Source organism: Acinetobacter sp. GG23 (assembly GCF_057766365.1).
On the sequence record NZ_JBYMDJ010000030.1, the window covers coordinates 1 to 226 of the forward strand.

A 226-nucleotide genomic window follows, 5' to 3' on the forward strand; every position below is an offset into this window, starting at 1 on the left:
GGGCAATTTATTGAACGAAGTCGCCCGTTTGATAGACAGTAAAGTTCTTGTTACTACGGTAGGGCAGGTTTTGACGCCAATTAATGCAGTCAACCTGCGGCAAGCGCACGCTACGTTGGAGGCGGGGCATGCGATTGGAAAGATTGTGTTGAGGGATTTTTAAAGCGGCAAGGAGAGACGGTGTTGGCGTGACATTATTTGTCACCGCGTTTTACCAAGATTTCTT

1 protein-coding gene is annotated in these 226 nt (G+C 47.8%); it reads left to right on the plus strand.

Annotation, left to right across the window (positions count from 1 at the left end; all coding sequences use genetic code 11):
• The first annotated feature begins 10 nt into the window (after positions 1-10).
• Complete coding sequence (locus AC3CAU_RS16795) at positions 11-163, plus strand: zinc-binding dehydrogenase (RefSeq protein ID WP_488368521.1); 153 nt, start codon at positions 11-13, stop codon at positions 161-163.
• Positions 164-226 lie beyond the last annotated feature (63 nt).